We start from the raw sequence: 23,480 nt of genomic DNA, 5'->3' as shown, positions 1-23,480 counted from the left end.
ACAAGGCAAGTGATATGAAAAAACCAACTCCATGTGCGTAATTTTGCAAGAGTTTTGTGATTGATAATACTGATTTAGTTGGGACTTTTGATGAAACAAGCTTTTGTGTTTAGTATTTCCTAGGAAATTTAAGAATGAAGAAAGAAGGTGTGGTAATGCATTATAAGGAGTACGGTGATCCACATAAGCCACTCATGATGTTGATACACGGTGGTGGTGTGGGAGGATGGATGTGGGATAAACAAGTCCAATACTTTTCTGATTATCATTGCGTTGTACCAGAATTAATAGATAACGAGGCGAATAATACCTCTGATTTTTCAATTGAAGATTGTGCAAAAAAGCTTCTATCTTTAATTGAAGAAAAAGCAGAAAATAAACGTGTCATAGTAGTAGGTTTTTCATTAGGAGCACAAATTGCTATTCAAATGATTAGTTTAAAGCCGCAATTAATAGATTATGCCATCATCAACAGTGCTTTAGTGACACCTTCCCCAGCTACAGAGAAATGGATTAGACCATTGATAAAATTAACTTTTCCCTTAATTAAAAAGAAATCATTTGCCAAGCTTCAAGCTAAAACATTATATGTAGATCAAGAATATTTTGAGCAATATTATGAAGATAGTTCAAAGATAAAATTAGATACCCTTATTAAAATATTGCAAGAAAATATGTCTTTTGCCATCCCACATAATTTTTCGAAAGCTCAATGTAACATTTTAGTAACTGTCGGTGAAAAAGAGAAGGGCAACATGAAAAAATCCGCGCTCTATCTTGTGAATAGCAACCTCAATTGTCAAGGTGTTATGCTATCTAGTATCGGCCACGGTGTTTCATTAGCGAATCCTGAGTTCTTTAACCGTTTTGTAGAAGAGTGGCTAATAGATGGTAAGTTACCAGAAGGAAAGATTATTAAATAGTACATAGTGCAAAAAGGAATCTATTTTTACTTTTTACTTATTAAGGTAGGGAAGATGCTTGTAAAACGTATGCCATATTTTCAAGTTGAGATTTCTCCTTGAGAATCTGCGAATATCGGATGTCCCTAGGATTTACATTCGACGCATCTAACGGGGCAGAATGGTTGAAGAAGAAGGAGAATGTTCAGATTAAATAGAATAGATAGGATTGTGGCTCTTACTATTCAACGGACGGATAATAGTGGAAACTAATGTAACCAAGCAAAATCTTGCAATATCTAAAAGGAAGATCGTCAAGACTGTTGTAAGACGAATTTCCTGAATAAAAAAAGATATTGGGACCAACATCTATGCACGATGGGATGCTTTTGTGTGACAGTTGGTACAGTAAACGAGGAAATTATAAGAAATTACATTGCGAACAATTTAATGAACATGAGAATGATGTTTTCTGTATTGAAGAATGAGTTTAGTCCATATTCAGTGTGCTTGAGCACAAGAGCTTTGAGAAGGGCTTCAGCCTTAGATAAAAAAGACTTTAGTCGTGGACATTCATGACAAAATCCACCTGCTTTAGCAGGTGGTAATTTAAAGCACTCCTATCTTAACTGATGTTAAAGTGAGAATGCTTATTTTAACTTATTATACATTATCTACTGAATATTTTAACTTGAATACCATACTTAAATCACATTAATCATTGAAAATGCTTGTCATTTTCTCTGCAACCTCTTCGGTAATCGCAAGAAATCGTTTGGAAATTGATGTCATGTAACGATCCTTAAGTGTAATTATATTAAGTTTTGTTTGTAACACTGGATTTGCTAGTGGCCTAAGTACCGGTAAATCAGGAGAATTAAGTAGCTTGAAACAGCTAGGTACAAAACAAACTCCTGCGCCTTTCATCACCATCATAAGTGTTGGTAATGTTTCTGTCCCCCAGTAAACGACATTAGGCATAAATCCACTTTTTTGGCATGCCTCGATCACATCATCAGCAACACCTGATCCATAAGATGTTGTATTTAAAAGAAATCGTTCGTTTTTCAAGTCTGCAATATCAATAGAATCTTTTTCACATAGATGATGGTTGGGAGGAAGAGCTAAAAGTAAAGGTTCTGTTAGTAGTGTTGCAGTATGGATGTCCTCAGCTCTCACTGAAGTTCGGACAATTCCAATATCTATTTTATGACTTCTTAGTTCTTCTAAAATATATGATGTATTACCCTCGCTAACATGTGTAACTATGTTAGGAGTTTCCTTTTGAATTTTTTTTAAGACATTTGGCAAAATAAATAGATTTGCTGAAGTAGTACAACCCAATTTCACAGTACCTCTAATTCCTTCATGAAACTCGACTAATTTCTTCTCCGTATTCTCAGATAAATCAAGTAATTCTTTTCCTTTTTCATATAAAAATACTCCACTTGGTGTTAATTCAAGAGATCTACCTAAACGATTAAACAAAGTGACATTTAATTCTTGTTCAAATTTTCTAATTAAAATACTTAAGGGGGGTTGAGTCATTTGCAGTGCAGTAGCAGCTTTTGTAATGCTACCTTCCTCAACTACTGTAATAAAACAATGTAAACGATGAAGGTTCATTTTGATAACTCCTCCTTTTAGTATTCATAAAATATATGGAAGTCATATAAATATTATAATTTACATTATAAAAATGTAAAGATATACTATTTTCATAATTAAGAATAGTTAAAAAATTGGATCTAAACTGTATTTCAGTTTTAAGTTAGTTGATACCAGAGTGTGTCCATCCACTCGCAAAATATTAATTTATAAATGGAGGTTTTATCAATGACAACTAAAGTTACTCAACAATCAAAAACTGTAGAGTTAGCTAAACTGGACAAAAAGCACTTGCTACATCCAGCTACAAATCCGAAGGCTTTAATTGACAATGGACCGCCTATCATCTTTGTTAAAGGTAAAGGCGTTACAGTTACAAGTACGGATGATGTGGAATACATCGACGGGATGTCAATGCTTTGGAACGTGAACTTAGGGCATGGGAATCAAGAACTTGCAGATGCTGGTAATAGTCAATTATCTACTCTCGCGTATGCATCATCATTTAAAGGATTCTCAAATGAACCATCCATTCTACTTGCTGAAAAATTAGCTGAGTTAGCACCAGGAGATTTAAATAGTGTATTCTACACTTCTGGTGGGTCAGAATCAAATGATACAGCCATTAAATTAGCTCGTTTCTACTGGGAGCTTAAAGGGAAATCAGAAAAAAGAAAGATTATTGCGCTAACAAATGCTTATCACGGTGTAACAATAGGAGCGCAAACAGCTACTGGTCTTGCAGCATACCACAAGTTCGCATCATCAAATATAGACGGAGTTGTTCGTGCAACAGCCCACCTATTAAAAAGCGAGTTAGGTGATAAAAATGACCCGAACTATGCAGACTCTATCCGTGGAACAATTGAAAGAGAAGGTGCGGAGACGATTGCCGGAATTATTATTGAACCTGTGCAAGGTGCGGGCGGAGTTAATATTCCACCAGAAGGTTACTTAGAAGCAGTTCGTAAAATCTGTGACGAGCACAATATCCTTTTCATGGCAGATGAGGTTATTTGTGGATTTGGTCGTACGGGGAAAATGTTTGGTGTAAACAACTGGAATGTTGTCCCTGATATGATGTCAATTGCAAAAGGAATTACGAGTGGTTATTCGCAACTTGGCGGGGTCATGATGAATGATGAAATTAGAGAAACAATTGCTAACTTCGATGCTGTTATCCCACATGGTTTCACATATAGTGGCCATCCGACTGCTTGTGCGATTGGACTGAAAAACATTGAAATACTAGAGCGTGATAATATTATTGACCACGTAAACGAAATGGAGAAAGAACTTAAAAAAGGTTTAGATTACTTAGCTGAAAAACATAGTATTGTAACAAATTGCAGAGTAATTGGTCTGTTGGCTGCATTTGAACTCTATGAAGATCCAACAAGTGGAAAATTGTTTGATCCAGCTGTTTTCCCAGCAAATGCGGTAGTTGACGCATGTTTCAATCGCCAATTAATAGTAAGAGCGCTTGGAGCTCATAACCAAATTGTGGCAATTGCGCCACCGCTTATTATTAACAAAGAAGAAATTGAAAAAATGATTCAAATTATAGACGATTCGATTACTGCTTTTAAAAATACACGCAACTAAACTATTCCTATAAAGTAAGTTGAGTAGTGGTGGTTATAGTTAAAAAAGGGGGAGGTTCTCTAGTGCTTTATATAAATGGTGAATGGCGAGATACAGGAAATAAATTAGATGTAACAAATCCTGCGACAGGAGAAATAATTAGAACTGTTGCTACAGGTGGTAAAACTGAAACTAAAGAAGCAATCGAAAGTGCGAAGAGAGCATTTGAATTCTGGGGTAAGACAACTGGAAATGAGCGCAGCAATTACCTGTTTCAAGTGGTTCAATTGATGAAAGAAAAAACAAAAGAATTAGCTGAAACAATTACACTTGAAAATGGTAAACCTTTACCAGATGCTACTCGTGAAGTAGCAGGTGCAATCGGTTATCTAGAATGGTATGCAGAGGAAGCTAAGAGAATTTATGGGGAAACAATTCCTGCATCTGCAGCTGATAAACACTTAATGGTAATTCGCGAACCTGTTGGGGTATGTGCAGCTATTACACCATGGAATTTCCCGTTATCGATGATTACAAGAAAAATTGCACCTGCACTTGCTGCAGGTTGTACGATTGTTTTAAAACCGGCTGACTTAACTCCTCTTTCGGCAATAAAAGTATTCGAATGCTTTCATGAAGTTGGACTACCTGCTGGAGTTGCAAACCTGGTAATTGGCCCAGCTGAAGAAATTGGAAACGAGATGACGAGTAACCCAGATGTTCGTAAAATCACATTTACTGGCTCGACGCGTGTGGGGAAAAAACTTATCCGTGATTCGTCTGATACAGTGAAGAAAATATCAATGGAGCTTGGTGGACACGCACCGTATATTGTGTTTGAGGATGCTGATATTGACGCAGCAGTTAATGGTATCTTAGTGTCTAAGTTTATTAACTCAGGTCAAACTTGCATCAGCACCAACCGGATTTACGTAGCAGAAACTGTAGCTGATGAATTCTCAGGAAAGTTAGCTGAAAAGGTATCTAAATTAGTTGTAGGAAATGGATTAGAAGATGGCGTAAATGTCGGTCCAGTAATTAATAAAGTGGCTCTTGAAAAAGTGAAAAGTCAAGTAGAAGACGCTGTGAAACATGATGGTAAAGTAATTGCGGGTGGTAATGTATTTACATTAAATAATGGTAGCGGTTACTTCTTTGAGCCCACAGTTATTCAATATGCAAGCGATAATATGAAGATTACAACAGAAGAAACATTTGGACCAGTTGCACCAATTTATACATTTAAGACGGAAGAAGAGGTAGTTGAAAGAGCAAACCATCCTGAATATGGTCTTGCAGCTTATTGTTATACGCGAGACATTGGTCGAGGCTTACGAATGATGCGTGCTTTAGAGTTTGGAATTGTTGGGATTAATGATCCAGCTCCAGTGGTTGTACAAGCTCCGTTTGGTGGTATGAAGGAAAGTGGAATGGGGAAAGAAGGCGGTTGGTACGGACTTGAGGAGTACTTGGAGAAGAAGTTTGTATCGATTTATTTAAAATAATAAAAAATGTTACTAATCTAGGTAACTAAATGTATTGTAGTAGACTTATCTACATTCTCCATGTTTCCCATACATAGTTTCTAAAGAATGTATGGGAGACAGTCTACACAATTAATAAAGTAATAAACTTTAATTTAATTCCAATAAAATAAGAGGGTGAATTTATTATGTCTCAAGTAAATGTAAAAAATAATGGACAAGAAATAGTTGTCCGCAATATTTTAAAAGAGGATCTTGCTGAAGTTGCCGCACTTTCTATGAAGTGTTTTGGACCTGATATGGCATTAAAATATGAGCATTTTGAAAGTCAGATTGAGTTGTTTCCAGAAGGTCAAATTTGTCTAGAATATAACGGTAAAATTGTAGGAACCGCTTTAAGTCTAATTGTAAATTTTGAAGATTACGGAGATAGTCACTCATATTTTCAAATCTGTGATTTAGGATTTATTCGAAATCATAACCCTAATGGTAGAAACCTATATGGTATTGAAATAGGCGTACACGAAGATTTTAGAGGGTTACAATTGGGACGTCATTTGTATGATGGCCGAAAAAGAATATGTGAGAAACTTAACTTAGAAAGTATCTTAGTAGGTGGTCGTATACCCTTTTACTATAAATATGCTGAGCAGATGAGTGCAGATGAGTATGCACTAGAGGTAATGAAAGGGAAAATATATGATCCAGTATTAACCTTCCAAATGAAAAACGGATACGTATTAAATAAAGTAATGCCAGGCTATTTACCTGGAGATGTTGAGTCATTAGAATATGCAACACTTTTGGAATGGAAAAATCCAGTTTACAAGCTTAAATTAGTATAAGTCTTTTGTCCGCCTATTTTAATAGGCGGACAGTGGATGCCCATTGTTTATTGGGATTATTTAACTTCTTTAGTTGTGTAAGCGCTTTCAAACGATTGTTATAAGAGTTCCATTAGAAGTAAATCTTAGGTAAAGGTTAATTTGTCTAGATCGCTTTCTTTAACGTCTGTTGTTGTTACTGGGATGGCCTTGATGGCTTTAACTACAGTGTTTAGCACATACGGCATAGCCTCTAAAATATCTCATGGTATGGTCGCTGGATCGTATGTACTTGCATTAATTGTGATGATGTTTACGGCTCATAGTTATGGTCAAATGGCAAAAGCGTACCCCATTGCAGGATCTGCCTATACCTATGCGCAAAAAGCTATTAATTCTCATGTTGGTTTCTTAGTGGGATGGGCAATTTTAATGGATTATCTCTTGATCCCAATGGTTAACTTTTTACTATTTGGTATTTTCTTCTCAGCTGCTATACCTGAAGTTCCACAGTATGTTTGGATACTTACATTAGTAGTTCTTGTGACGTTTGTAAATGTTAGAGGTGTAAAGTTAAGCGCAAATATCAACATGATTGTAATAAGCTTATCGGTATTATTTTATGTTTCTCTTTCCTCGGTTTTGATGCAGTTTCTACTTTTTCAGAAGAAGTAAAAAATCCGGAGAAAAACATACCGCGTGCAATATCTTTAGTAACAATAATTGGTGGATTATGTTTTGTAATCGTATCTTATTTTGCACATAATGTTTTGCCAGATTATACGAGTTTTAAAGATGCTGATTCTGTTTCCTATGAAATTTTTTTCCTAGTAGGCGGGAATGCCTTACAAGCAGCATTCCTAGCAAAAACTGCAGTGGTTGTATTTGGTTCCTCGTCCGCATCTCAAGCAAGTGCTGCACGTGTATTATACGCAATGGGAAGAGATGGACAATTACCTAAAAATTTTTTTGGAAAACTAAATAAAAGAACGAGAACCCCGGTTAACAACATTTTATTAATTGGTCTTTTATCATTATCTGCATTGTTTTTAAGTCTAACCTTTGTCGCGTCTTTCATTAACTTTGGCGCCCTACTTGCATTTACTGCTGTGAATCTATCCGTTGTTTTTTTATATTACGGTAAGCGAAAAGAACGCTCCTTAAAGGGGATTATCTTCTATTTGATTTTTCCATTAATCGGAGCAGTACTTACAACTTGTTTGCTTTTCAACCTAGATGTTTATTCGATTGCTCTTGGTAGTGTTTGGTTAGGAATTGGTGCTATTTATTTATTATTTATGACAAAAGGTCTTGAGCATAAACCACCAGCGCTCAATACAAATCAGATTGATTAGTCGCAGTTTAAAACATTAATGAAGCAGCTAAAAATATGTAAAGGGGATGGGTGAATGACAGATAACACTACGCTCAAAAGGTCATTGGGTGTTTGGTCAATTGTTGCACTGGGATTAGGATATATGACGCCTACAATAGTCTTTGATACGTTTGGAATTGTATCAAAATTAACAAATGGTGTAGTACCAATGGCGTATTTTGTCGCCTTGTTAGTAATGGTATTGACAGCGATTAGTTATGGAAAGATGGTACAGGTATTCCCGGCTGCTGGTTCAGCATATACGTACACCCGGGAAACAATGGGGTCTCACCTAGGATTCCTCGTAGGATGGGCATCGTTATTAGATTATTTATTATTACCTTTAGTTAATGCATTAATTATTCGAATATATATGGAATCTCTGTTTCCGAATGTACCTGTTTGGATTTGGGTTTTTGCTTATGTCATTGTAGTTACTGCAATTAATGCTTATAGTATGGAATCAACATCCAGCTTAAACTTTATACTCGTTGTTTTCACGATTTGTTTAATAGGTATCTTTATAATACTTGCTTCTGTACAACTGTATCACGGTATGGGAAATGGTACTTTATTCACGATTCATCCACTATCACATGAAAATGTGAAATTAATAGCCGTTTTAACTGGGGCAACAGTAGTAGCTTTCTCGTTTGTCGGTTTCGACGCAATAACAATGTATACGGAAGAAGCAAAGGATACATCAACAGTTCCTAGAGCAATCCTTCTAACTGTTTTAATCGGTGGGGGTATTTTCTTTATTGCTTCTTATTTTACACAAGCGTTATTCCCGGATGTTTCTGTGTTCGAAAATGTAGATGATACATTGCCGGAAATTGGTTTATATGTAGGAGGGAAGTTATTCCAACTGCTTTTCATTGCAGGAGCTTTCGCTGCTACTGTAGCTTCAGGACTTGCATCTCATGCAAGTGCATCTCGTTTGCTGTTTGTTATGGGCAGAAATGGTGTACTTCCTAAAAAAACTTTCGGATACTTACACCCTAAATTTAGAACGCCTGTTTTTACGATTGTTTTGACGGGAATCGTATCATTATTTGCAATAGGACCAAATTTAGAATTAATTGCTTCAGTCATTAACTTTGGGGCATTAATTGCATTCACATTCGTTAACCTAACTGTTATTGTTCATTTCTATATTCGTCAGAAAAGGAGATCAGGCAGTGAAACCTTTAAGTACTTAATTATGCCTTCTTTCGGAGCATTAGCTACTGGAGTTCTTTGGTATCATTTACACGCTGATGCATTTATAGGTGGAATCGTTTGGCTTATAATCGGAATCATTTACATGTTGTTTATAACAAGATTCTTTAAAAAAGAACTTGGAAGCATGGACTCTATTGATGACTTGGAGTCATTAGATAAAGAGATTTTTAATGAAGATAAGATTAAAGTAACTATTTAGAGGATGAGAATCTCTTAGATAATTTTCTTCTTTTTAATGACACAAGAAGTAAATAAAGGAGTGATTGCTTTGAAAGAAAAAATTCGATTGTATATAGAAGAAAATAAAGAAGAATTATTTAAAACAATTCAAGATGTCGTACGTATAAAAAGCGTTGTTGGTAATGAACAAGAGATGCAATTATACATGAAAAAAAAATATGAAGAACTTAACTTGATTTTGCATGAGATTGAACCAAAATATGAGAAGGTTTCAGCTCATGAAGCGTTTATTGATTCAGGTATTCCGTTTGAAAACCGAAAAAATATTATCGGAATACATAAAGGTGTCTCCAATGGTAAGTCATTAACGATTCATGGGCATGTAGATGTTGTTTCTCCAGAACCATATTCAAACTGGACGATGGACCCATGGAGTGGAGATATTATTGGAAACAAGTTATACGGTCGAGGCTCTGCCGATATGAAAGCAGGACTTATTTCAAATTGGTTCGCATTGAAAACATTAATTGATTTGGGTTATCCAATTGCTGGAGATGTTCAGCTACATTCAGTAATAGAAGAAGAAGCTGGTGGTGGAGGCGGAGCTTTAGCATGTTTGGAGGAGGGCTTCGTAACAGATGGGTACATTTCGACAGAGCCACATAATTTGAATATGACAATAAGTCATGGGGGGATTATGTATTTCCGAGTGTACGTAAAGGGAAGAACAGCACATGCTGGTTTAGCGCATGAAGGCATAAATGCTATTTCAAAAATGATGAAAATCCTTAGTGCGCTGGACGAATTAAGTGAATGGCGTGCTAAAAATGTTAAGTTTGATTTATTTGAAAAGGGGTCTGGACAGTCCGTTCACTTAAACTTAGGTGTACTAAAAGCTGGGGACTGGGTATCGACAGTTCCAGGGGAAGCGATCCTCGAAGGAAGAATTGGTTTTATCCCAGGGGAAACTCGCGAAGAAATTAAGCAACTAGTACAAGACACGATAATGAAATCTGTCTTAGGCGATGAGTGGATGGATAAAAATCCACCTGTTATAGAGTGGTTTGGATGGTCAACGGAGCCATGGTACCAAGATCCTGAGAACCCTTTTGTAAAATTATTCATCGAAAATGCAGAAGATGTTATGGGACATAAAGTAATAATGGTTGGAAGAGCTGGAGGAAATGATGCACGATTTACTCAGTATTACGGAAATCAAGGATTGTGCTTTGGGCCAATTGGAGAAAATATGCATGGACCAGATGAATGTGTTCATTTAGATAGCGTAGTAGAAGTAACTAATGTTTTGGCAAATTATATTATTAAGTGGAGCGAGAGTTAATCAACGTTTCTCTCTTATCAATCAAATCGATAAAACAATTCCTGTATTTTAAATTAATTGAAAATTAAAATAATTTATTTCCGAGATGTAAGTAAAGCACATTTTAGTAGTTGGCAAGCTTATTGTTTATCTTCATTCAGCAGAAGACTCCCACCTCTATAGGTGGTGAGATGAATGCGATTTTGATTACTTTTTCAGTTGGTGTCCAAACACCTACTGAAATAGAGGAACTCAGTCTAAGAACGCCACGTCCTGTGGCAACGACTGAGTGACCAACATCTTGTTGGCCTAAAGCCTCCGGCGGATGTCACGGATTTTCAAAGGAATGAATTGTGCGTGCACAATTCAAAATCCGGACGCAATTACGCCAAGGCGAAATTGATTAATTGTGAGTGTATTGTTTAAAAACATTTAAAAGAGAGGATGTATTTTTATGAAAAGAAATTATTCTGTTGAAGAACTTAAAGTGTTAGACCAAAAGCATTTTCTACACCCTACTTCACCAGTAAAGACGGAAAATGGACCGGCATTTATTTTTACAGAAGGAAAAGGTGTTTATCTGTATGATATTACAGGTAAAAAAGTTATTGATGGTATGTCTTCGCTTTGGAATGTGAATATCGGACATGGTAGAACAGAACTTGGTGAAGTAGCGAAGGAACAAATGGATAAATTAGCCTTCAGTTCTTGTTTTGCAACGTTTAGTAATGAGCCTGCTATTCTATTAGCAAAAAAGTTAGCAGAATTAGCACCTGGTGATTTAAATACTACATTTTTTACGTCCGGTGGTTCCGAATCCAATGATAGCGCCTATAAATTGGCTCGTCATTATTGGATATTAAAAGGGGAAACTTCTCGAAAAAAAATTATCTCAAGATCGAGATCTTATCACGGGGTGGCAATTGGTGCTACAAGTGCGACGGGTTTAAAAGGATTTCGTGATTTTACAAATTCAAATGCACCGGATTTTCTATTCGTAGATCATTTCTCCATACAGGCTTTACGTGATTTGATTGAAACTGAAGGTCCAGAAACAATAGCTGCTTTCATCACCGAGCCAGTACAAGGTGCAGGGGGAGTGCATGTTGCACCGGATAATTATTTCAAAGAAATTCGTGAAATTTGCAATGAGTACGGTATTTTGATGATAACTGATGAAGTTATCACAGGATTTGGTAGGACGGGTAAGTTCTTTGCGATGGAACATTTTAATGTGGTACCGGATATGATGTGCTTTGCAAAAGGTGTTACTAGTGGATATGCACAATTAGGTGGTGTAATGATCTCAGAGAAAATACACCAAGAATTTTCTGAGTTATCAGAAGGAACTATATTGCATGGATACACTTATAGTGGTCATCCAATGGCCTGTGCAGTTGGGTTGAAAAACATTGAAATTATAGAGAAAGATAATTTAGTAGCAAATGCAGAAATTCGTGGTCAAGAGCTATTAGCAGGGTTAAAAGTATTACAAGCGAAGTATCCATTTATTGTAGCTGCAAGAGGTTTAGGTTTAATGGCAGGTATAGAAATCTCTTATGAAGGAAGACTCCTCGCTCCGCAAATAGTGACAGAGGCAGCAAAGTTGGGATTAATATGTCGCTCTGTTGTACTAGATGCTCAAGATATTGTTGTATTTTCACCACCATTATCAATAAGCCAAAAGGAGTTAAGAGATTTATTAGATATTCTAGAAAAAGCGATTCAAGAAGTAGAGAATCACGTATTGGCAAATAAGTCGTAATACGAAAGGTGAGGTAATTATAATGAGGAAAAATTTATTTATCAATGGGGATTGGGTGGAAGCAGCAGAGTATACAGAATTATGCTCCCCATATAGTAGCGAGGTCATTGCAGAAATACCGAAGGCAAATGTCGAGGAAGTAGAAGCAGCTTTATTAGCTGCCGATGCTGCACGTGAAACGATGGCGAATATGCCTTTGTATAAGCGTGCGATGATTCTTGAAAAATTAGCTTCGTTATTAGAAGCACGTGCAGAAGAAGCAGCAGAGCTAATAGCATTAGAAGCAGCCAAGCCTATTTCAACCGCCAAAGCCGAAGTTCAGCGTACAATTCAAACGTATAAATTTGCTGCTGAAGAAGCAAAGCGAATACACGGGGAAACAATTCCTGTGGATGCTGCCCCCGGTGGAGACGGGCGCATTGCCTATACGGTTCGTGAACCATTAGGTATCGTGGCAGCTATTACACCTTTTAATTTCCCAATGAATCTAGTAGCTCATAAAGTAGGGCCAGCAATAGCTTCAGGTAATACGGTTGTATTAAAACCTGCAAGTCAAACACCATTAACTTCCTATTTTATTGGTGAATTATTAGTAGAGGCAGGGTTACCGAAGGGTGCGTTAAATATCGTTACTGGTGCAGGTTCTTTAATTGGTAACAAATTAGTCACGGATAATCGCGTAAAAAAGATTTCTTTTACAGGTAGCCCCACTGTAGGTATTGGCATACGCAATCAAGCAGGTCTTAAGAAAGTAACGCTTGAATTGGGTTCTAATGCGGCAGTTATTATCGATGAAAATGTTAATATTGATAAATTAATTCCACGTGTCGTTTCCGGTGCATTTGGATTCCAAGGGCAGGTATGTATTTCAGTTCAACGAATCTATGTTCACGAAAAAATGTATGATTTGTTTGTAGATAAATTTGTAGCAGCTACAAAAGAGTTGAAACTTGGTGATCCCCTAGATCCTACAACGGATGTTTCAGCCTTAATTAGTCCACAAGATGTAAAACGAACATTAAGTTGGATTGAAGAAGCAAAGGGGCAAGGGGCAATTATTGCAACTGGTGGAGAATCTGAAGGGAATATCTTACAACCTACCGTACTATTAAATGTAAAACCCGAGCAGAAGGTTTCCTGTCAGGAGGTATTCGCACCAATCGTATCTATTATGAAGTTTACATCTATTCAAGAGGCATTTGATCAAGTAAATGACTCCAAATATGGTTTGCAAGCTGGTATTTATACAGATAATATCCATGTTGCTTTACAGGCAACGCAAAAACTCCATGTAGGAGGTGTCATTATAAATGATATTCCTACATTCCGTTTAGATCATCTACCATATGGTGGCGTAAAGGAAAGTGGTATGGGAAGAGAAGGGCTGAAGTATGCAATTGAGGAAATGACAGAAATGAAACTTGTAGTTATAAACCAAAACTAATAAAAAATAGGTAGGAGGAAATATAATGATAATTGGTGTACCTAAAGAAATAAAAAATAATGAAAATCGAGTAGGAATTACTCCAGCAGGTGTTGTGGCTTACAAAAAAGGTGGTCATGAAGTAATAATTGAATCGAGTGCAGGGCTAGGTAGTGGATTTACAGACCAAGATTATTTAGATGTATGCGCTCAAATTACTAAATCGACTAAGGAAGCTTGGGATGTTGATATGGTGATTAAAGTGAAGGAGCCGATTCAGGAGGAGTACAAATATTTTAAAGAGAATCTAATTCTCTACACCTACCTACATTTAGCTCCAGAGCCTGAATTAACGAAAGCTTTGCTTGAAAGTAAAGTTACTGGAATTGCTTATGAAACAATTCAATTAGATTCAGGTGCCTTACCGTTGTTAACGCCAATGAGTGAAGTAGCAGGTCGAATGTCTGTACAAATTGGTGCACAGTTTTTAGAAAATTCCAAAGGAGGAAAAGGAGTTCTCTTAGGTGGTATTCCTGGTGTTGCACCTGGAAATGTAGTGATTGTAGGTGCTGGAGTTGTCGGGACGAATGCTGCGAAAATGGCAGTAGGATTAGGTGCAAACGTAACAATTTTAGACGTTAATATTACACGCTTAAGTCAAATAGATGATATGTTCCAAGGACGTGTTCGTACACTTGCATCAAATACCTACAATATCGCTGAAGCAGTGAAAACGGCAGATTTGTTAATTGGTGCTGTGCTAATTCCAGGTTCACGTGCACCACAATTAGTTTCAAAAGAAATGATTCAAACGATGCAAAAGGGGTCTGTTGTAGTGGATGTAGCGGTAGATCAAGGGGGTTCTATTGAAACAATTGATCGAATTACTACTCATAGTAATCCTACTTATGAAGTATACGGTGTTGTGCATTACGCAGTTGCGAATATGCCAGGTGCTTGCGCGCGTACCTCAACAATGGGCTTGTCAAATGTAACTGTTCCATACGGTTTGCAAATAGCTAATAAAGGCTATCGTCAAGCTGCTTTAGATAATCCTGTTTTAGCGAAGGGGATAAACGTAGTAAATGGAAAAATAGTATATAAAGCGGTAGCTGATGCACATGGATTACCATATACGGATCTACAAGTAGAATTAGCAGCAGATTCAACTTCGGCGTTAGCAGTTAAATAGAATAAGAAATAATGTTTATGAAAAGAAGGTGAAAATTGGTGGGGAACGTAATCTACCAAGCTTTCACCTTCTTTTCTATTTTTTAAATTTCGATTAATTTTCAAAACACATGAAAGAGCTAGATTATGCGTAAGCCCGTAATCAAATTATGAGGGCTACAAGAGTTAAAAGTACCTAAAGAAATTTTAAAGAAACAATAAATCCTCTATTAAAAATAACCAAGACAGTTAAATGCAGTCTTGATTATTTTATTTTTATTGGCAAAAAATTCAATACTTATAGAAGAGAGTGAAAAAAGTACCCTAATCATTTTTAATTAGGTTCTTCAAGTTGATTACGAATCCTTTGAAATGAAATTGAGAATCTCAAAGGACTTCCTGTTTAATTTTAAGAGTTCTTCCTCGTATCATATTTGACTACAATTGGCCACAAACCGCATCTATGTCTATACCGAATTGACTTCTAATCGTTACATGAATGCCTGCAGATTGAAGTTCTTTATAAAACTATGATCTGCAAATTCATTCAACAATAAGTACTTCTCCGATGGAATGGGTATTGTAGTTCCAAAAAAGTAGGTTAATAAAAGTGTAGGGAGACGTGTTCAACTTCAAAAAGAATGTAAGCTTTATATTGAACATTGAGAACTAAAAGCATTTTAAACCAAATTCAAATCATAAAACTACGTTGAAAAACAGGTTTTTAACGTTACCCGTAATTCATATATATAGAGTAAAAGCTAATAGGAGTAGAAATAATTGGACAAACAAAATAGTAGATATAGATGGGTCGTATTTGTTTCTGTATTATTTACTTATTTGTTAATGGCGAGTCAACGAACCGCCCCAGGACTGATTACAGACCAATTGATGCGAGATTTTAATGTAACAGCATCAACGATTGGGTTATTGACTAGTATACAATTTTTTGTATACACGAGTTTGCAAATTCCGATGGGGATTTTAGCTGATCGATTTGGGCCAAATTTTTTTCTAATTATTGGTGCTACTCTTACAGGTTTAGGTACGATTATTTATAGTATGGGTACACATGAATTCATCCTGTTTTTTGCCAGAATACTAACTGGGGTAGGAGATGCAACCATATGGGTTAACATGGTGCTAATTTTGGGCCAATGGTTTCATACAAAGGAATTTGTTCGATTAATTGGACTGGCGGGCATGACAGGAAGTCTTGGTTTCTTATTGGCGACAGTACCTTTCTCCACATGGATACTTTTATTTGGTTGGAGGGTAACATTTTTCTCAGTAGGACTACTATTATGTTTATGTGGCATTCTCCTTTATTTTGTACTTGTAAAAAAAACAAAACAAATTTCTGGGGATGAGCAAGTAGTTGATACAGCTGAAGTGCAACGTGAAAAAACGTCAGTTTTACTACGAAGAATATTTTCAAATCCGCAAGCGTGGGCTCTATTCTTTTGCCATTTTGGGGTAGTCGGCGGTTATGTAGGGTTTATCAGTTCGTGGGCAGTACCATATGGGATGAATATGTATGAAATGACGCGTTCAGATGCCAGCCAGCTGATTATGATTGGTCTTATCGGGGCACTTATTGGAGCACCTCTAGCTAGTTGGATTTCAAGTCGGTTAGAAACAATTAAAAAACCGTATATTGTCGTTCATATCGTTGTTTTATTAGGGTGGTTTTCTTTCCTTTTATTTAATGGGCATCCTTCCTTTTTCTTTCTAATTATTATTTTCTTTATCATTGGTTTTGGATATGGGGCAAGTGCATTAACCTTTGCAGCTGTACGTCAATCTTTTAATCTGGAAGAATCAGGTATTGTTTCGGGGATTGCGAATACGGGCGGCTTTCTAAGTGCTGTATTACTACCCATCATTTTTGGATATATATTGGATCATTTTCAATCAACTTCAGGAAATCTATTTGATGGATATTACTATGGTTTTATCACGCCGGTTATCTTCTCCATCATTGGTTTAATTGGAGTAATTTTATTTAAGGAAAAAACCAGAGCGTAAATAAGAATAATAAGCAGGGGTAAAGAGCATGGAAGCAAAGCAACCGTGGTGAAAGAAATCCTGATGTTTTCATTGGGACGTATAACGTTATTCTTAGAGAAATAAGCACTTTCGCTTATGATTCAGTTTTACAGTACTCGGTCAAGACGAATATATTACTGATGGAATAAATTAGTCGGATTTATCTGAAAAAGCAAAACAGGACCTTTGGAAAGTGTAGTATGAAATATTTATAACAATCAAGAATTTCCCGCTTGATTTTAGAAGAATGCATGAGCCTCATTTAGTTTTTATGCAAACCATTGAAAAAAAGGTTTTCGAAAAATTAGGGATTCGGACACTATACGTAGAATCCCTTTACCTTGAAAATTACGTGAATAGAGTACTGGAATTATTTCTCATTTCAATTGAATGGAGGATTTTTTTATGACCAAAATATATTGCTACTCATCCCAGCACTTATACTTGATGAACGACTTCCTATAATAGAAATAGGAGTAATCTACCATATGGGGAATAATTCTTGCTTCACTATTTCTTTCCATAAAAGTTGGTATAATGGTAGAATAATACATTCGTAAAGGGGAGAAATTGATGACAGCTCAACAACAAGCAGCAATGCAATCCATGATCGACTGGCTAGCGGATGAACATGAACTGGGGCAAGAGCCCAAGAAAATAGAAATTGCAGCAGAATTTGATTTATATGATATGCACTACTATATATTCAAGTATAAAAAAACTATTCTCGGAAAATGGCTACTTGGCGTATGTGGAGGCTATGGGGTTCCGTCTGATACTGAGCATTGCGGCCATGTATTTAGCGAGATGCAACCTTATGACCCTGCGACTGCAGAGCAAGAAGCTGTAAAGATGGTAGAGTTAATCCGGGAATACTGGATGCAGCAGGCTGCAGCATATGAAGCTGCTCAATCTATGGAGGACGAGGCGGAAACACAAGATAATGGTTCTGGTATTTTTAACGGGTTCGTTCTACTTAACTCTGCAGAATGTGATATTGCTCAGATAAAGGCCAACCTTTTGAATGATTGGAACATCACCTGCTCGTCAGTAGAGGATGAGGAAAACGCCGAAGATACAAAGGAAGGAACCTTGGTTTTTGGAGTGGACGACTGCATGTTAGCGGTTAGTTTTGTCGAGGCTCCCATACCAGATGGTGAGGCAGAGTATTATGCACAGGGAAACTACATGTGGAAGGAAGCCGTGGAGGTTACTCAAACGCATGTAGCTCAAATCATCCTGGCTGCATTTACCCGCTCCGGCTCCCCACTGGACAGTGGTAGGCTATACACTAAGCTGGCTGCCAGTTGTTTAAAGCTTCCTAACGCAATAGGGATTTATACATCTGGCACCGTATTCCAGCCTGAACTTTTTCTGGATATGGCTGAGATCATGAGGGATGACGATATGTTTCCTTTACTGAATCTGGTTTATTTCGGCCTGGTCGGAACGGAAACCGGGGTAGATGGATATACTTATGGGTTAAAAGCCTTTGGTAAGGATGAAATTGAAATCCTGGACAGTCAAGCATCCCCTGCCGAGCTGCGTGATTTTTTGATTACTATTTCCGGCTATATTGTAGAAGATAATGTCACTTTAAGGGATGGAGAAACGATCGGCTTCTCGGCAGAACAAAAGTTGCCGATTTCCCGTTCCGAGGGAGTTTATGTCGATGGGGATACTCTCAAAATCAAATACTAGTCTCATTGGCACCGTAGGTAGTGACTCCTTAAAGTTAGAGTTTTTATTATGCAGCTAATTGGCAAGCATGAGTTCGGTATTTTACTGGATTCATGCTCGCCAGTTTTTGTTTAACTCGTTTTCATACTGAACAGTCTCTGAACTTTCTCTTTAGCATACTGATCCTTCTAACTCATTTAAAATAATGAGGATACAAATCTTTATGTTTCCATATCCATTTTTTCATCTCAATAATCATTTCATCATAGCTAGGTACAGTAAATGAAAAATCTTTTCGTGTGTTGACTAGCGTTTTATCAATCTTTACGAGGTGATATGGCAGGATGTTTACTTTATTTTCTTTGAAATGCTTATTGAATAATTGCAGTAGCTCAAATTTTGAAATACTGCTATTGTTGACGAGGTGATAGAGGTCTGTTGTATCTTCAATAGCTGCACGTTCAATAGCTTTTGCTAACGTTAGGGTAGTGACTCCCGTCCATATTGCGCTAGTATAGCCATGAATAGTATCACGTTGCTTCATAAACCAATTGAAGAGGCCAATACCATCCTCCTTCATATCAGGGCCGATGATAGAGTTACGAAACGTTAAGTGATGGGTATTTTCAATTTCTCCTAACCCCTTCGTGCGATCATAAAAGGTGTCTCCGTCAGGAAGGCTTTTTTCATGATAGGGAGCTGCCTTTCCTGAGAATACACAATCCGTACTCAAATGAATAAGCTTGGTTTTACTGTTTTTTAATAAAGATACAATGGCATGAGGTAAATAACTATTGAGATATATGCTTTTCTCCCGTTCTGTTTCACAGGCATCATTTAAAACACCGATACAATTGACCACAACATCGTAGTCGTGATCTAGTAATAGTGACCTTAAAAATTTTGAATCAGTAATATCTCCCGTAATATTTTTTCCGTATGAAAAGGCTGTTCGTGAATAGGTTACAACATCATGACCTTGAGAGCATAAATAGAGTGAAATCGTGTGACCAGCCATTCCAGTAGCTCCAAGAATTAAAAATTTCAAGATTTTCCTCCCGTCCAATTTTGTAATTCTTCATGAATGAGAGGGAGTTCTAATAATTTTTCTTTTATTTCTGCGACGGTAAGTATTTTCGTATTAGTTGAATTATATTCATCGGTTAACGTAATTTTAGGAGAGCCCTCATCAAGATATTTTCCATAATTTAAATCACGATTATCTGCAGGGATTCTATAAAAATTGCCCAAATCAATGGCCTTTGCCGCTTCTTCCTTTGTTAATAAAACTTCGTAAATCTTTTCACCATGCCGTGTTCCGATAATTTCTATGTTATTTTGAGCATTAAAAATTTCGAGTAGAGCCTGAGCTAAGTCCTCGATATAAGCAGCTGGTGATTTTTGCACCATAATATCTCCGTTATCAGCATGGGAGAAGGCATATAAAACTAATTCTACCGCCTCCTCAAGAGTCATAATAAAGCGTGTCATTTTGGGATCTGTAATGGTTAAGGGCTTTCCGGATTTAATCTGTTCGATAAGTAACGGGATTACCGATCCTCTTGAAGCCATAACATTTCCATATCGTGTCCCACAAATCAACGTTTTATCTGGATGAACCATTCTTGACTTGGCGATAAATGTTTTCTCCATCATGGCCTTCGAAATGCCCATCGCATTTACTGGATAGGCAGCCTTATCAGTAGATAGACAAATAATTTTTTTAACTCCTGCTTGTATAGCGGCTGTTAAAACATTATCCGTACCTATAATGTTTGTTTTAACAGCTTCTAGTGGAAAAAATTCGCAGGAGGGGACTTGCTTGAGCGCTGCTGCATGAAAAATAAAATCGACATCAAACATCGCATTATGAATGCTTTGAATGTCACGGACATCGCCAATAAAAAATTTAATTTTGGGATGTTGGTATAGTTTTCGCATATCATCTTGCTTTTTCTCATCCCTAGAAAAGATACGTATTTCCTTTATGTTAGTATTCAAAAATCTCTTTAATACCGCATTACCAAAAGAGCCAGTGCCCCCTGTTATGAGAAGAACTTTATCTTTAAACATTGTATCCTTTAACACCTCCTACACACATGGAGTAATAATTTATTTTAATCCTCTTCGATGTAAATCGTATTCAGAATTCTCTCTCGGGAAGTTATACCAGTATGCCAATTCATTTGTATATTTGCTCGTCGGGTTTTTATCCATTAAGGCACAATTAAAATCCCAATCCCCAGCAATATCTTTTCTTATGGTAAAGGTTGCATCACCTATAAAACTTCTTCGAATAATCTTAAATTGTCCAGGTAATGTGTATCGATTAGATTCATCTTTTATAAATGTATAACCAGCTTTTGTTAGCATGTTGTAGTAGTAAATATCAAACTGACCATCTACTTGGGCTAAGACGTTTCGAATAGCGGGTAAATAGTGATCATCACTATCAATGATGGCTATATAATCACCCGTCGCTTCCGCAATGCAATGATTATAGGCTTCACTAGCACCTAGATTGCTAGGATGGACTAGTATTTTTAAGGCAGGACAGTCTTTTTGATAGTCCTTTAATAAGGCTAACGTATTGTCGGTTGAACCATCGTCGCAAACGATAATTTCATAGGCATATTCTTTTGGGATACTAATTAGCATAGTTAATATCCACTCTTCGCTATTGTAGGCAGGCGATAAAAAGCTAATATTCATGTAAAACCTCAATTCTTTATAGATATTAGATCAATCCAATGGGCTTATCTTAAATAGGAGTTTTGCAAAGTTTATGCTGTTGTACTTTGAATGACGCAAAGGATTCTTATTACAATATGCGTTTCAAGAGTTGTTCTTTGGGCATTAGTTGGTTATAGAGATGTTAATCACAGTGCTTAAACATACGAATCTTTTCACTTTATTAAACGAGAACTCATAAAATAATCAGAGCGCTTCTTTTTAAAAAGGGGGATAATTATGACGAAAAAGATAGCATTCATTTGCAGCGTGGAATCCTATAAGCTCTCTGATGCACATATTTTCAAAGATCTTTGCCTAGTTCCAATTTTGTTAGGTGAGTATTTAGGGTATGATGTGACCATTTTAACGACTGAAATGAATGAGGCATTACTGCAACAAACCTTTCCTTCTGTAACGTTTCAGCATATTCCTTTTGGAGATGACTATGTCGCGAATATGAATGCCTATTTAATAGAGCATGCTAAGGAAATCGATATTGCATTTGCGATTGGGCCATACCCATCGTATTTATCTATTTTAAAAACCTATAAAAAGTTTAATCCGAACGGAAAAATTTATATGAAGCTGGACGTCAATCGGTTTTGGCTAAATCGTTTAAAAACCTATCCTTATTTTGAAGAATTACTCCAACTTTGTGATGTATGTTCATCTGAATGTGAATCCATTCAAAAGTCTATTCAAGAATTCTTGAATTTGGATATTAAACATTTACCAAATGGCTTTTATGAGCGGTTTCATACTGAGCCTGTTTTATTTAATGAGAAAGAAAATAGAATCTTAACGGTTGGTCGATTAGATGCTCCTGAAAAACAAATTCTATTAGCAGTCAGAGCGTTTTTAGCTGCACAACTCTCAGATTGGGAGTTTCGTTTAGTGGGACCAATGTCAGAGGCTTTCAGACAGGAGTTACTAAAACTTCTAGACGGAAATCCATTTGCATCCCAAGTAATCATTTTGGGCCCGATATATGATAAGGTCTTATTAGAGGAGGAGTATAGAAAGGCTAAAATTTTTTGCCTTACTTCTTTAGTAGAATGTTATGCCCATGTATTTGCGGAGGCCGCAAAAAATGGCTGTTATATTGTGACGACTGATGTAGATGGAGCAGCGGATATTACCCATCAGCAACGCTTCGGTACAATTCATCCAACACATGATTGGGAAAGTGTTGGCCGTACATTACAGCAAGTAACAAAGCAGGACAAATTACTGGCTGATACATGCGAGCACCTCCAAGCATTCGCAAAATCACAATTAAACTGGAAGGATATTGTGATAAAGGCAGCAGAATATTTAGATGAAGAGCCACACAAAGGTGAATCCTAGCTTGAATTTGTGGGGAATTCTTTCCTTTATTCCATTATTTCCTTTATAATGAAAACTAGATTCATATTATTGACGATCATGGGTAGACATAAGGGGAGAATTAGGATGGAAATATTTCAAGCAACAATGAATGAACTAGAGGACGTAGCTGTGCTTTTTGATGAATATCGCCAATTTTATGGCATTGAATCAGATTTAAGCGGTGCTAAGGCATTTTTACAATTACGAATCGCCCTAAAGGAATCCATTATTTTTATAGCAGTTGAAAATGACAAGGCTGTTGGATTCGCACAATTATATCCAACTTTTTCTTCCATTGCATTACAGCGAGCATATATTTTAAATGATATATATGTGACCAAAGATGCCCGAGGTCTAGGGGTGGGCAAGGCATTAATGGAAAAGGTATTTCAATATTGTGAGCAGCAGTATGCTCGTTATGTTACGCTTCAAACGGCAACAGATAATGTTAATGCACGGAAGCTATATGAAAACCTTCATATGAAACAAGATCATTACTGTAATTATGTGAAGTATTTTAGTTAAGAAATAAGCATCTCGTCTGCGGACGAAGATGCTTATTTGATGAGAGATGAGCCGACCGAGGAAACGCTTGGATTTTAAGTGTGGAACGCTCAGATTAGCCAAAAAGTTGCTCGACTTCAAGAGAATAATGAGGTTAGTATAAAAAGTGGACACGGAAAACTGAGAGTAGCTATGATAGAAATAACTATTTTAAAGGACGTGTACCGAATGACTAAAAAAATAACCCAAGAATATCGTGATTATGTTGTGAAATTAGTAGTAGAAG

The 23,480-nt window shown here is 36.7% G+C and carries 18 protein-coding genes and 1 pseudogene; 15 read left to right on the top strand and 4 right to left on the bottom strand.

Annotated features, from left to right (window positions below; all coding sequences use genetic code 11):
- Nucleotides 1–134: 134 nt before the first annotated feature.
- Nucleotides 135–923, top strand: a complete 789-nt coding sequence (locus tag ACIQXF_RS09835; RefSeq protein ID WP_402782203.1) for an alpha/beta fold hydrolase — start codon at nt 135–137, stop codon at nt 921–923.
- A gap of 693 nt (nt 924–1,616) precedes the next feature.
- Here ACIQXF_RS09835 and ACIQXF_RS09830 read toward each other — a convergent pair.
- Nucleotides 1,617–2,528: a LysR family transcriptional regulator gene (locus ACIQXF_RS09830; protein WP_402782200.1), complete on the bottom strand. Its 912-nt coding sequence runs from the start codon at nt 2,526–2,528 to the stop codon at nt 1,617–1,619.
- Nucleotides 2,529–2,738: 210 nt separating this feature from the next.
- Between ACIQXF_RS09830 and ACIQXF_RS09825 the strand changes: the two genes are divergently transcribed.
- The 11 genes and pseudogenes from ACIQXF_RS09825 (at nt 2,739) to ACIQXF_RS09775 (ending at nt 18,610) form a co-directional block, all read left to right on the top strand.
- The gene (locus ACIQXF_RS09825) at nt 2,739–4,115 is read left to right on the top strand and encodes an aminotransferase family protein (protein ID WP_402782197.1); all 1,377 of its coding nucleotides are present in this window, start codon (nt 2,739–2,741) and stop codon (nt 4,113–4,115) included.
- Nucleotides 4,116–4,177: 62 nt separating this feature from the next.
- Entirely contained in the window at nt 4,178–5,599 is a 1,422-nt protein-coding gene (locus tag ACIQXF_RS09820; RefSeq protein WP_285395968.1) for an NAD-dependent succinate-semialdehyde dehydrogenase, read from the top strand.
- Nucleotides 5,600–5,766: 167 nt separating this feature from the next.
- Complete coding sequence (locus ACIQXF_RS09815) at nt 5,767–6,423, top strand: GNAT family N-acetyltransferase (RefSeq protein WP_402782192.1); 657 nt, start codon at nt 5,767–5,769, stop codon at nt 6,421–6,423.
- A gap of 183 nt (nt 6,424–6,606) precedes the next feature.
- Nucleotides 6,607–7,757 (top strand): annotated as a pseudogene (locus ACIQXF_RS09810) (APC family permease).
- A gap of 54 nt (nt 7,758–7,811) precedes the next feature.
- Entirely contained in the window at nt 7,812–9,200 is a 1,389-nt protein-coding gene (locus ACIQXF_RS09805) for an APC family permease (RefSeq protein WP_402782190.1), read from the top strand.
- Between the two features lie 36 nt (nt 9,201–9,236).
- Nucleotides 9,237–10,523 (top strand): ArgE/DapE family deacylase, encoded by a 1,287-nt coding sequence (locus ACIQXF_RS09800; RefSeq protein WP_402782188.1) that lies wholly within the window; start codon nt 9,237–9,239, stop codon nt 10,521–10,523.
- A gap of 433 nt (nt 10,524–10,956) precedes the next feature.
- The gene (locus tag ACIQXF_RS09795) at nt 10,957–12,267 is read left to right on the top strand and encodes an aminotransferase family protein (RefSeq protein ID WP_402782185.1); all 1,311 of its coding nucleotides are present in this window, start codon (nt 10,957–10,959) and stop codon (nt 12,265–12,267) included.
- 22 nt (nt 12,268–12,289) lie between these two features.
- Entirely contained in the window at nt 12,290–13,711 is a 1,422-nt protein-coding gene (locus ACIQXF_RS09790; RefSeq protein WP_402782182.1) for an aldehyde dehydrogenase family protein, read from the top strand.
- A 25-nt stretch (nt 13,712–13,736) separates the two neighbouring features.
- A complete protein-coding gene (gene ald, locus ACIQXF_RS09785) occupies nt 13,737–14,882 on the top strand; it encodes an alanine dehydrogenase (RefSeq protein WP_402782179.1) in 1,146 nt (381 codons plus the stop codon).
- A gap of 758 nt (nt 14,883–15,640) precedes the next feature.
- On the top strand, nt 15,641–16,888 hold the full coding sequence (locus ACIQXF_RS09780; protein ID WP_402782176.1) for an MFS transporter: 1,248 nt from the start codon (nt 15,641–15,643) through the stop codon (nt 16,886–16,888).
- A gap of 594 nt (nt 16,889–17,482) precedes the next feature.
- The gene (locus tag ACIQXF_RS09775; RefSeq protein WP_402782173.1) at nt 17,483–18,610 is read left to right on the top strand and encodes a DUF4261 domain-containing protein; all 1,128 of its coding nucleotides are present in this window, start codon (nt 17,483–17,485) and stop codon (nt 18,608–18,610) included.
- Nucleotides 18,611–18,782: 172 nt separating this feature from the next.
- On the opposite strand, the gene ACIQXF_RS09770 is transcribed toward ACIQXF_RS09775, so the two are convergent.
- Genes ACIQXF_RS09770 through ACIQXF_RS09760 form a run of 3 tightly spaced genes read right to left on the bottom strand, consistent with a single transcriptional unit; the run spans nt 18,783 to nt 21,301 of the window.
- The gene (locus ACIQXF_RS09770) at nt 18,783–19,637 is read right to left on the bottom strand and encodes an SDR family oxidoreductase (protein ID WP_402782170.1); all 855 of its coding nucleotides are present in this window, start codon (nt 19,635–19,637) and stop codon (nt 18,783–18,785) included.
- A complete protein-coding gene (locus ACIQXF_RS09765; RefSeq protein ID WP_402782167.1) occupies nt 19,634–20,662 on the bottom strand; it encodes a polysaccharide biosynthesis protein in 1,029 nt (342 codons plus the stop codon). Before ACIQXF_RS09765 ends, ACIQXF_RS09770 begins: the two co-directional genes overlap by 4 nt.
- A gap of 39 nt (nt 20,663–20,701) precedes the next feature.
- Nucleotides 20,702–21,301 (bottom strand): glycosyltransferase family 2 protein, encoded by a 600-nt coding sequence (locus ACIQXF_RS09760; RefSeq protein ID WP_402782164.1) that lies wholly within the window; start codon nt 21,299–21,301, stop codon nt 20,702–20,704.
- Nucleotides 21,302–21,559: 258 nt separating this feature from the next.
- On the opposite strand from ACIQXF_RS09760, the gene ACIQXF_RS09755 reads away from it, so the two are divergent.
- The 3 genes from ACIQXF_RS09755 to ACIQXF_RS09745 form a co-directional block, all read left to right on the top strand.
- Nucleotides 21,560–22,669, top strand: coding sequence for a glycosyltransferase (locus ACIQXF_RS09755; RefSeq protein ID WP_402782161.1), 1,110 nt, complete (start codon nt 21,560–21,562; stop codon nt 22,667–22,669).
- 105 nt (nt 22,670–22,774) lie between these two features.
- A complete protein-coding gene (locus tag ACIQXF_RS09750; RefSeq protein ID WP_402782158.1) occupies nt 22,775–23,215 on the top strand; it encodes a GNAT family N-acetyltransferase in 441 nt (146 codons plus the stop codon).
- 78 nt (nt 23,216–23,293) lie between these two features.
- Nucleotides 23,294–23,480: hypothetical protein (locus ACIQXF_RS09745; RefSeq protein WP_402782155.1), on the top strand; the 187-nt coding region annotated here is incomplete at its 3' end.

This window comes from Lysinibacillus sp. NPDC097231, from assembly GCF_044761885.1.
In the GTDB taxonomy this organism is placed as follows: Bacteria; Bacillota; Bacilli; order Bacillales_A; family Planococcaceae; genus Lysinibacillus.
This window is presented reverse-complemented; position numbering and strand designations above follow the sequence as displayed.

Excerpts from the sequence above, each read along its gene's own strand:
- ald (WP_402782179.1), top strand. The coding sequence starts at position 13,737 with ATGATAATTGGTGTACCTAAAGAAATAAAAAATAATGAAAATCGAGTA.
- ACIQXF_RS09805 (WP_402782190.1), top strand. The coding sequence starts at position 7,812 with ATGACAGATAACACTACGCTCAAAAGGTCATTGGGTGTTTGGTCAATT.
- ACIQXF_RS09800 (WP_402782188.1), top strand. The coding sequence starts at position 9,237 with ATGACACAAGAAGTAAATAAAGGAGTGATTGCTTTGAAAGAAAAAATT.
- ACIQXF_RS09790 (WP_402782182.1), top strand. The coding sequence starts at position 12,290 with ATGAGGAAAAATTTATTTATCAATGGGGATTGGGTGGAAGCAGCAGAG.
- ACIQXF_RS09760 (WP_402782164.1), bottom strand. The coding sequence starts at position 21,301 with ATGAATATTAGCTTTTTATCGCCTGCCTACAATAGCGAAGAGTGGATA.
- ACIQXF_RS09830 (WP_402782200.1), bottom strand. The coding sequence starts at position 2,528 with ATGAACCTTCATCGTTTACATTGTTTTATTACAGTAGTTGAGGAAGGT.
- ACIQXF_RS09815 (WP_402782192.1), top strand. The coding sequence starts at position 5,767 with ATGTCTCAAGTAAATGTAAAAAATAATGGACAAGAAATAGTTGTCCGC.
- ACIQXF_RS09835 (WP_402782203.1), top strand. The coding sequence starts at position 135 with ATGAAGAAAGAAGGTGTGGTAATGCATTATAAGGAGTACGGTGATCCA.
- ACIQXF_RS09775 (WP_402782173.1), top strand. The coding sequence starts at position 17,483 with ATGACAGCTCAACAACAAGCAGCAATGCAATCCATGATCGACTGGCTA.
- ACIQXF_RS09825 (WP_402782197.1), top strand. The coding sequence starts at position 2,739 with ATGACAACTAAAGTTACTCAACAATCAAAAACTGTAGAGTTAGCTAAA.
- ACIQXF_RS09750 (WP_402782158.1), top strand. The coding sequence starts at position 22,775 with ATGGAAATATTTCAAGCAACAATGAATGAACTAGAGGACGTAGCTGTG.
- ACIQXF_RS09755 (WP_402782161.1), top strand. The coding sequence starts at position 21,560 with ATGACGAAAAAGATAGCATTCATTTGCAGCGTGGAATCCTATAAGCTC.
- ACIQXF_RS09765 (WP_402782167.1), bottom strand. The coding sequence starts at position 20,662 with ATGTTTAAAGATAAAGTTCTTCTCATAACAGGGGGCACTGGCTCTTTT.
- ACIQXF_RS09795 (WP_402782185.1), top strand. The coding sequence starts at position 10,957 with ATGAAAAGAAATTATTCTGTTGAAGAACTTAAAGTGTTAGACCAAAAG.